At 42.4% G+C, this 9,332-nt stretch carries 8 protein-coding genes; 4 read left to right on the top strand and 4 right to left on the bottom strand.

Features of this window, described 5'->3' with window-relative positions:
• Positions 1–386 precede the first annotated feature (386 nt).
• From PSF16_RS15190 to PSF16_RS15180, 3 genes are all read left to right on the top strand, one after another.
• Positions 387–1,805: an NAD(P)/FAD-dependent oxidoreductase gene (locus PSF16_RS15190; protein ID WP_006658476.1), complete on the top strand. Its 1,419-nt coding sequence runs from the start codon at positions 387–389 to the stop codon at positions 1,803–1,805.
• A gap of 84 nt (positions 1,806–1,889) precedes the next feature.
• The gene (locus PSF16_RS15185; protein WP_006658475.1) at positions 1,890–2,393 is read left to right on the top strand and encodes a RidA family protein; all 504 of its coding nucleotides are present in this window, start codon (positions 1,890–1,892) and stop codon (positions 2,391–2,393) included.
• Between the two features lie 195 nt (positions 2,394–2,588).
• On the top strand, positions 2,589–4,055 hold the full coding sequence (locus PSF16_RS15180) for a hypothetical protein (RefSeq protein WP_272689568.1): 1,467 nt from the start codon (positions 2,589–2,591) through the stop codon (positions 4,053–4,055).
• A 37-nt stretch (positions 4,056–4,092) separates the two neighbouring features.
• Here PSF16_RS15180 and PSF16_RS15175 read toward each other — a convergent pair whose 3' ends face one another.
• From PSF16_RS15175 to PSF16_RS15160, 4 genes are read right to left on the bottom strand one after another with little or no spacing between them, the layout of a single operon-like run.
• Positions 4,093–4,848 carry an iron ABC transporter ATP-binding protein gene (locus PSF16_RS15175; protein ID WP_006658473.1) on the bottom strand — a complete coding sequence of 252 codons (756 nt, stop codon included), beginning with the start codon at positions 4,846–4,848 and terminating at the stop codon, positions 4,093–4,095.
• 1 nt (position 4,849) lies between these two features.
• Positions 4,850–5,833, bottom strand: coding sequence for an iron chelate uptake ABC transporter family permease subunit (locus PSF16_RS15170; RefSeq protein ID WP_006658472.1), 984 nt, complete (start codon positions 5,831–5,833; stop codon positions 4,850–4,852).
• The gene (locus PSF16_RS15165) at positions 5,820–6,782 is read right to left on the bottom strand and encodes an ABC transporter permease (RefSeq protein ID WP_272689567.1); all 963 of its coding nucleotides are present in this window, start codon (positions 6,780–6,782) and stop codon (positions 5,820–5,822) included. Before PSF16_RS15165 ends, PSF16_RS15170 begins: the two co-directional genes overlap by 14 nt.
• Before the next feature lie 3 nt (positions 6,783–6,785).
• Complete coding sequence (locus tag PSF16_RS15160) at positions 6,786–7,784, bottom strand: siderophore ABC transporter substrate-binding protein (protein ID WP_006658470.1); 999 nt, start codon at positions 7,782–7,784, stop codon at positions 6,786–6,788.
• 204 nt (positions 7,785–7,988) lie between these two features.
• Here PSF16_RS15160 and PSF16_RS15155 point away from each other — a divergent pair.
• Positions 7,989–9,332, top strand: a 1,344-nt coding sequence (locus tag PSF16_RS15155) for an alpha-glucosidase (RefSeq protein ID WP_272689566.1), incomplete at its 3' end; no start/stop codon positions are given.

Raw genomic sequence — 9,332 nt, 5'->3', positions numbered from 1 at the left:
AATTTAACTTAATATTTATTTTATGTCTCAAAAAAAATAATCTGACTTAATCAAAATTTAGCATAATCAACTAAGAATGATTATTTAATATTTTTCCAACCCACCCAACGAAATAATTAACTTATCTGAAATAAATCTATTTACACCTGTACACTTTTTCTGACATTAACAATTAAATTTCACTATTTATGCTATTTAAAAAATAAGCCAAATTGCGACAAACCCCCAACAACACTGACCAGATCAAATAATTCATTCATACATTTCACTCAAATTTATTAACAAGTACTAACCATACTTAACAATTTCAAAATATATGATAAGATCATTATCTCAATTTGAAATTATTTACTATATAAAAAACAAGATTATTATTGAGGTTATAGATGAAAATCTCGAGAAGAAAACTATTATTAGGGGTTGGTGCTGCTGGTGTGATTGCTGGGGGCGCAGCTGTTGTCCCTATGATCCGCAGAGAAGGTCGTTTTGAATCTACTCAGTCTCGCGTACCTGCGGTTGCTGGTACAGAAGGTAAATTACCTGCGTCAGCTGATGCAGTAGTTATCGGAGCGGGTCTTCAAGGGATCATGACTGCGATTAACCTGAAAGAACGTGGCTTAAACGTTGTTATCTGTGAAAAAGGTGTTGTGGGCGGTGAACAATCTGGCCGTGCATATAGCCAAATCATCAGCTACAAAACCTCCCCAGCTATTTTCCCTTTACACCACTACGGAAAAATTCAATGGCTCGGCATGAACGAAAAAATCGGCGCTGATACCAGCTACCGCGTTCAAGGTCGTGTTGAAGTTCCTTCAAGTGAAGAAGATCTGGAAGTTTCAAGAGCGTGGATCAAATCTGCGTCTGAAAACCCAGGTTTCGATACCCCGCTGAGAACCCGTATGATCGAAGGTCAAGAACTGGCTAATCGTCTGGTTGATGCTCAAACTCCATGGAAAATTGGTGGCTTTGAAGAAGATTCTGGTAGTCTTGACCCAGAAACTGTTACCCCAGCAATGGCTAACTACGCAAAATCAATTGGCATTCCAATTTACCTAAATTGCGCAGTTCGTGGCTTAGAAACCGCCGGCGGTAAAATTTCTGACGTTGTGACTGAAAAAGGCGCAATCAAAACCTCTCAAGTCGTTCTGACTGGTGGTATCTGGTCACGTCTGTTCATGGGTAACTTAGGTGTTGATGTCCCTACTCTGAACGTTTACCTGTCTCAACAGCGTATTACTGGTGTTCCAGGCGCACCAAAAGGTAACGTTCACCTGCCAAACGGTATCCACTTCCGTGAACAAGCAGACGGTACTTACGCAGTTGCACCACGTATCTTCACCAGCTCTATCGTGAAAGACAGCTTCCTGTTAGGGCCAAGATTCCTGCACGTATTAGGCGGTGGTGAATTACCATTAGAATTCTCTCTTGGTAAAGACCTGTTCAACTCATTCACAATGGCAACATCTTGGAACTTAGACGAGAAAACACCATTTGAAGAGTTCCGTACAGCAACCAACACACCAAACAATGAACATTTAGATGGCGTGCTGGAAAGACTGAGAAAAGAGTTCCCTGTATTTAAAGAATCTAAAGTTGTCGAGCGTTGGGGTGGCACTGTTTCTCCAACTGATGATGAGATTCCAATCATTTCTAAAGTTGAACAATACCCAGGTCTGGTTATCAATACCGCGACTGGTTGGGGTATGACTGAAAGCCCGGCGGCTGGTCGATTAACGGCTGAATTGTTAATGGATGAAAAAACCTTTATCGATCCGACGCCTTATAAACTGTCTCGTTTTAACTAATTAAGACGAAACACTATTAAATTGAACCTATTAAATACTTAACAGTCTTAATAGGTTCTTATTCACATATATAATGGAGTTATTATGAGCTACAAAACTTTACTGCTTTCTTTACCTTTAGTTTTAGGTGTAGCAACTGCAAATGCAGCAGATGATGTGAAACGTGTTCCAGTTAAAGGTTTTCCAATTGCTGAATCCGTAGAAATCGGCGCAGGTAACAGCATCATCTTCCTGAGCGGAAAAGTCCCTGCTAAAATCTCTAAAGATGCTCCAGAAGGCGTTTTAGAATCTTACGGTAATACCGAAGCGCAAACACTCAGCGTCCTGAACCAAATTCAAGCAAACCTAAAAGAAATGGGTCTGACTATGAATGACGTTGTTAAAATGCAAGTTTTCTTAGTGGGTGGTGACGAAACTAAAGGAACTATGGACTTCGCTGGCTTCATGGCTGGCTACAACAAGTTCTATGAAACTGAAAAAGTGACTAATCTGCCAGCTCGCTCTACCTTCCAAGTCGCTAAACTGGCTAACCCAGCTTGGAGAGTGGAAATTGAAGTTACAGCAGTTCGTCCAGCAGCTAAAAAATAATTTTTAACTGACAACGAATTCCTAAAACGGCCGACTATTTATTTCCGCTTTGGCTTGGAAGTAAACCTTAGCGGCCGTTTTTGTTTCCTTTCTCTTTTATTCCCATTACTATTATTCTTCTTTGATAAATACTTATATCGAATTCACCGCCTATATACTTACAGTTAGGGCATACTGAGCACCAGTAGGAAGAATATGATTAAAGAATCTCTGAAGATCCATGGAAAAAAACAGTTTGAAATCAAACAGCAGTTTTTTTTTCCTCGAAAATCCAAAGAGATCCGATACCAAGTTGAGACTTTCTTTTTTCTTCCTGCATCGATGCAAGTTAACCCTGATCTCTACACCGCCTCAAACCTTCAGCGCAGTTTAAAAAACTATATTCGTTTACGGGCACCTACGGTTCAATTGTCCTCTATCCCCGCAGAGAATGGATTAGTCGATGAATTAAAAAACTGGTTAGAGCGACTCGACCCAGAATTACCCCCAACATTAGATGAATACGAAAACCACCTAAAACGCTTCGCGCTTACCTTTAAGCGTAGCGTCAGACTCACGCTAAAAATGGTCGCTCAAAACGCGCAGAGGCAAACTGAAGAGTACATAACGGGGTTATTAGCCGACATTGAGCATGGGCTTAAGCGCTATCGTGAACTGAGTACTTACACCGCTCCGATTGAAAATATTATTCACTCAAACGCATTCGCGTATTGCGATGAATTTATGTCTCATTACACGTTGTTTTACTTACACGATTTATTAAAAGAGAAACAACTTCCTCTGCGCGATGAAATTCGTCATCTGTGGTATCAAGAAATGCGTTATCTGAAAAAGTTGGCTCCCGATAACTTTCCTCACGATGAAAATGATGCAGAAATGGTGACCTATCGGCGCAATTTGCTGAAGAAATATATTAACCGCTACCTCTATTTAGACATTCGTCATAAGCGAGGACTCCCTCTACTTTTACACTCAATTTATGGTATCGCCGCCGCAATTTCGATGGTATTCGCTACATTTATTGCATTTATGTGGCAAGGAAAATATGGGGCACTTAGCGCGAATTTATTCTTGGCAATGGTCATTGGTTATATCTTTAAAGACCGTTTAAAAGAAATTGGACGTGAACAACTGTATCGTTTGTTCCAACGTTGGATACCCGACCGCCAGCTACGTATTTATCGTGAAGGCGTCAAAGAGCCCGTCGGGATATGTAAAGAGTCATTCCGTTTTCTAAAAGAGAGCACCCTCTCACCCGACATTCACGAGATGCGCCAAAAATCCCACTGGGTAAATTTGATCAATGTGCAGAGGGTTGAAGACATTTTGTATTATCGAAAAGATGTCACCTTGCACAGCCACTCCGCGGCATTTATGCAGACTCAATCTTCCATTGTGGATATTACGCGGGTCAATATTTCGGATTTCCTGAAATATATCGATATTAGCTATGAAGAGTTAATGGTTAACGATGATGAGCCAGCCATCATTGGCGAGAAGGTTTACCATATCTACCTTTGCCGCCGCGTCATCATGAATAAAAAAGCTTACAATGAGCTGGCTCGGTTAGTGGTAAATGCAGATGGCATCAAACGCTTGGAAATTCTTCAGCCACTTGATGAATTAGACAGCGACGAAGATATTACTATTCCGCCACAATAAAACACCGCTCCAATATCGCCTATTGGAGCGGATATCACTAGTAATACAGTGCGATACGTTGCCCATCGAGCTCTTTGACTTCAAGAGGCGTATCAAAAATTTCCTCTAAAATCTCAGACTTCATGATCTCTTCCGGTGCACCATGATAAGATAAACGCCCATTTCTCAGCGCCACAATATAATCCGAATAAACAGAAGCGAAGTTAATATCGTGGATCACCAGAATGATGGTTTTACCCAGCTCGTCAGCAGCACGGCGCAATAATTTCATCATAATCACCGCATGCTTCATGTCTAAGTTATTCAGCGGTTCATCTAGCAGCACATATTCCGTATCTTGGCATAATACCATCGCCACGTAAGCACGCTGGCGCTGACCACCCGATAACTCATCAAGGTAACGATGACGAAATTCGGTTAAATTCAAAAACGCCAAAGACTCATCGATTTTCTTTTTATCATCCAGAGTTAGGCGCCCTTTGGTATATGGGTAGCGCCCAAAACCCACCAGCTCTTCCACCGTTAAACGGCTAGCGAACTGGTTTTCTTGGCGAAGCACCGATAAGCAGGTTGCAAGCTTGTCACTGGGTGTTGTCGACACATCGAGTTCGTTTACTTTGACATAACCATGGTCCGCCGATAATAAGCGACCAATGATCGATAATAGCGTTGATTTTCCTGCACCATTTGGACCAATGATTGAAGTAACACCACTATTTTTAATACTGGCAGTGACGTTATCTAAGACCTTAGTATCTTGATAACTTTTCGATATCTGATGAATTTCAATCATACTAAAACCTTCTTAACACCATATAAATAAAGAATATTCCGCCAACAAACTCCAGCACCACAGACAGAGTTCCGGCTTTATTTAATCCATATTCAAGAACCAGCTGCCCACCGACTAAAGCGATGACACCCAGCAAGAAAGAGACGGGCAGTAAATAACGATGCTGACTACTACCTGCAATATAGTAAGCCAAGTTTGCTACCATCAACCCGAGAAATGTTAGTGGTCCCACTAGCGCGGTAGAAATCGCCACTAAGACAGAAATCAGCAATAAAATGACCGTGACTTGCTGGCGATAGTTAATCCCTAAGTTCACCGCATTGGCTTGCCCCAGTGCTAACACATCGAAGCAGTAACGCATGCGCCAGAGTAGAATTCCCACAATCACCGTAATCACGAGTGTGAAGAGAATCAGCTCAGGCGTACCTCTAGTGAATGTCGCAAACATCCGGCTTTGTAGAATGGAAAACTCATTAGGATCCATTAAGCGCTGTAGCAACGTCGCCACACTACGAAACAGCGTACCGAGAATAATCCCCACCATCAAAACAAGGTTGATATTCATTTTGACGGAGATAAATAACCAGCGATACAGCAGCACAGAGAAGATAACGAGCAGCGACGATTCCAGCAAAAACTTACCAATATTCAATAACCATGATGCCGGAAAGCTATCGGTATAAAACACAAAGATAGTTTGCAGCAGAATAAACAGTGCCTCTAAACCCATAATAGACGGGGTAAGAATTTTGTTATTCGCGATAGTCTGGAACAGAACCGTCGAAACACCTGAGCCAAACGCCACAATAATCATCGTCAGTACGATATAACCACGATGAGGCAGAATGTAAGCTAAATTGCTGCCCAAATTAATGGTCATATACAGAATGATCGACAGCACCGACAGCGCAGCCAAAAGACCAATACGCTGCATGGGTGAGAAGGTTCTCTTCACGGGCAAACTTAATGAATTAACTTTTTCCATAACGCTGATGCTTTAACAAGAGATAAAGGAAGATAACCGCACCCACAACACCTAGAATCACGCTTGCAGGAATTTCAAACGGATAGCGAATTAAGCGACCAATAATGTCGCATAACAGCACCAGTCCACCACCAGCTAAGCAGATCCATGGGATAGTTTTACGAATATTGTCCCCCATCACTAAGCTGATAAGGTTCGGTACGATCAATCCTAAGAAAGGTAATGCGCCAACCACCACCACCACGACACCACTGATCAATGCAATGATAGATAACCCGATGGTCATGACTTTTTGATAATTTAAGCCGACGTTAACAGAAAACTCACGCCCCATACCTGCCACAGTGAAGCTATCTGCGATTAAACAAGCAGCCAGTGTCAAGCCACCAACCAGCCATAGCAGCTCATAGCGACCTTGCAAAATACTAGAGAAATCGCCACTCATCCATGCACTAAGAGACTGAAGCAAGTCAAAATAATACGCGGTAAAAATAGTGAGTGCGCTGCTCACAGCCCCAAGCATAATGCCGACTAAAGGGACAATCAGGGCGGACTTCAGAATAATCCGTCGTAAAATCAGCATGAACAATGCGGTACCTAACAACGCAAAACCACTCGCAACCACCATTTTGGTCATGATAGAGGCCGTTGGATAGAGGATCATCACGAACAGTAAGCCAAGGCTTGCGGATTGTGTTGTACCGGCAAGGGAAGGTTCAATAAAGCGGTTTTGCGTGAGTAACTGCATAATGAGCCCCGCGACACTCATGGCGCTCCCAGCGAGGATCAGCGCGGCAGTGCGAGGAATTCGGCTCACAAAAAAGATATCTTGCATCTCGGGATCGGTGAAAAGCGAAACGGGTGACACGTCACCCGCTCCAATAAACAAGCTTAATACCGCTAATACCAATAACGCGAGAATACCAAAAGAAAGATAAAGCGTTTTCATTGATTAATTCGTTTTGTTCTTCTCTAAAGCTTTGTTTACATCATCCATTAACTGGGAATAAGTTTGGATACCACCCGCAATGTAGACTGATGAGGAATCTAAATAAGCTACTTGTCCTTTTTGCCATGCAGACGTTTTTCTCACTAATGCGTTGTCTAATACATCCGCAGCAGGTTGTGCATCTTTTGCACCGATAGCGCCATCACGGTCAATCACAAATAACCAGTCTGGGTTCAGTTTTAATAACAATTCTGAATTCACGATATTACCGTGACGACCAGTATCTTCTGTGAAGACATAAGCTGGTTCAAAACCTAATACATCAAAAATAAAGCCAAAACGAGAACCTGGACCGTAAGCAGAAATTTTACCGCCACTGACTAAGATCACCATGGCTTTACCCGCACTTGGGGCTTTACCTTTGATATCATTAATTTTGTTTTTGAAGTCAGTCACGACTTTATCCGCTTCGGCTTCTTTACCAAATAAAGAACCCAGCAGAGTCGTACGTTCAATCAGGCTATCAATAAAATGTTTGTTATCAATATCCAAAGAAATAGTTGGTGCGATACCGTTTAATTTATCGTAAGCATCACGAGCACGGCTACCACCTAAGATCACATCAGGCTTTGCACTGCTGATCGTTTCATATGCAGGTTCAAATAAGCTTCCACCATTAACATATTCTGAGGTGCTATATTTTTCTAAAAATTTAGGAAAATGGGCGTTAGTTTGTGGGACACCAATTACCGGAATACCTAGCGCATCAATGATATCTAGCGTTTCCATGTTCATCACAAATGCACGTTGTGGGTGGCTAGGAATTTCAGTCTTGCCTTGAGCATGTTCTACGACAATCGTTTGTTTTTCAGTTGATTGCTTTTCTGTTGTTTGCTGCTCAGTTGTTGGTGCCGCACCTTGTGTTTGCTTAGCGTCATCACAGCCAGCTAATGCAACAACAGATAATAAGGCAAACCCTGAAACTAATGATTTTGCGAACATCTAAATTCCTCCACCTTTCAATGTGATTATCGTTAGCCACGTCACTCATGACCCGAAGATGGCGGATATCTTACATGAAACATAGCGCTAATGATATTAGTTTGCATTTGCATTTCGAAAAACAATGATGTATCGCACAAAAACACACATTGCCTATATTTAAATCACCTTACTGTTACCTCGTTTTGATTAAGGAGAACGCAAATGACTCAAGCATGGTGGAAATCCGCTGTGGTATACCAAATCTATCCAAAAAGCTTTTATGACTATAATGGCGATGGCATCGGCGATCTGGCGGGTATCACCGCCAAGCTCGATTACATCCAATCCTTGGGCGCTAACGTCATTTGGTTATGCCCTATTTTTGAATCGCCAATGAAAGACAATGGCTATGACATTGCTAACTATGATTGTGTCGACCCCATTTTTGGCGATAACGACGACCTTGATGAACTGATACGCCAAGCCGCGCAGCGAGGGATTAAAATACTATTAGATTTGGTGCTCAATCACTCTTCTAACCAACACCCGTGGTTTAAAGCCGCACTTGCCGATCCTCAAAGCCCGTATGCAGATTACTATCAATTTATCGAGTGGGATCATCCTACACCTCCGAATAATTTACGGACATATTTTGATTGCCCTGTTTGGACGCAGGTTCCCAATAGCACGCGCTGGTACTTTAATTCGTTTGGTCCTGAGCAGCCTGATCTCAACTGGGAAAATCCACAATTACGCAAAGAAATTATTCAGATGATTAATCGTTGGATAGCTAAAGGTGTTGCTGGGTTCCGTATTGATGCCATTGGAAATATTAAAAAATCCACTGAAGCACTTTCACCTCATCAATTCCCTGCAGATCGCGAAGATGGTTCCGCCTCTTTAGTTCCTTGGGTCGTCAATCAGCCAGGGATCCATGATTTTTTAAAGGAACTCGCCAGCCAAACGTTCCATCCCGCCAATGTCATGACCGTTGCCGAAATTGATGTTCCTCCACATGACTTAGTCGACTATATCGGTGAAGATGGTGCATTTTCCATGGTATTCGACTTTAGTATTGCAGACCTCGATATTGCAAAGCAGCCTCCTTTTTCCATTTCTCCAATCACCGCTGAGCGTTTAAAACCCGTATTTTTCAACAGCCAGCTAACAACTCAGCAAGTAGGCTGGGGTGCGCCTTATTTAGAAAATCATGATCAGCCACGCTCACTGAATAAGTTTCTAAACCAGCATGCTAAAAATCCATTTGCGGCGAAAATGTTGGCCACTTTCTTACTGACTCAGCGTGGAACACCATTCATTTATCAGGGGCAAGAAATTGGCATGACTAACTGCCCAATGACTTTAGATGAGCACGATGACCTCCACCTCTTCAAACTTTACCAATGGGGCAAGCATCAAGGGTACAGCGAGCCCACTATGATGAGGTATTTTGACCAACGCAGCCGTGACAACGCACGAACTCCCTTCCAATGGAATAACGCATCACAGGCTGGATTCACGACGGGAACCCCATGGCTAAAAGTCAATCCTAACTACCCTGAAATC

The sequence above is a fragment of the Providencia sp. PROV033 genome (genome assembly GCF_028484855.1).
GTDB classification, from domain to species: Bacteria; Pseudomonadota; Gammaproteobacteria; order Enterobacterales; family Enterobacteriaceae; genus Providencia; species Providencia alcalifaciens.
This window is presented reverse-complemented; position numbering and strand designations above follow the sequence as displayed.

Coding starts and splice junctions, on each gene's coding strand:
- PSF16_RS15185 (WP_006658475.1), top strand. CDS start 1,890: ATGAGCTACAAAACTTTACTGCTTTCTTTACCTTTAGTTTTAGGTGTA.
- PSF16_RS15180 (WP_272689568.1), top strand. CDS start 2,589: ATGATTAAAGAATCTCTGAAGATCCATGGAAAAAAACAGTTTGAAATC.
- PSF16_RS15165 (WP_272689567.1), bottom strand. CDS start 6,782: ATGAAAACGCTTTATCTTTCTTTTGGTATTCTCGCGTTATTGGTATTA.
- PSF16_RS15190 (WP_006658476.1), top strand. CDS start 387: ATGAAAATCTCGAGAAGAAAACTATTATTAGGGGTTGGTGCTGCTGGT.
- PSF16_RS15160 (WP_006658470.1), bottom strand. CDS start 7,784: ATGTTCGCAAAATCATTAGTTTCAGGGTTTGCCTTATTATCTGTTGTT.
- PSF16_RS15175 (WP_006658473.1), bottom strand. CDS start 4,848: ATGATTGAAATTCATCAGATATCGAAAAGTTATCAAGATACTAAGGTC.
- PSF16_RS15170 (WP_006658472.1), bottom strand. CDS start 5,833: ATGGAAAAAGTTAATTCATTAAGTTTGCCCGTGAAGAGAACCTTCTCA.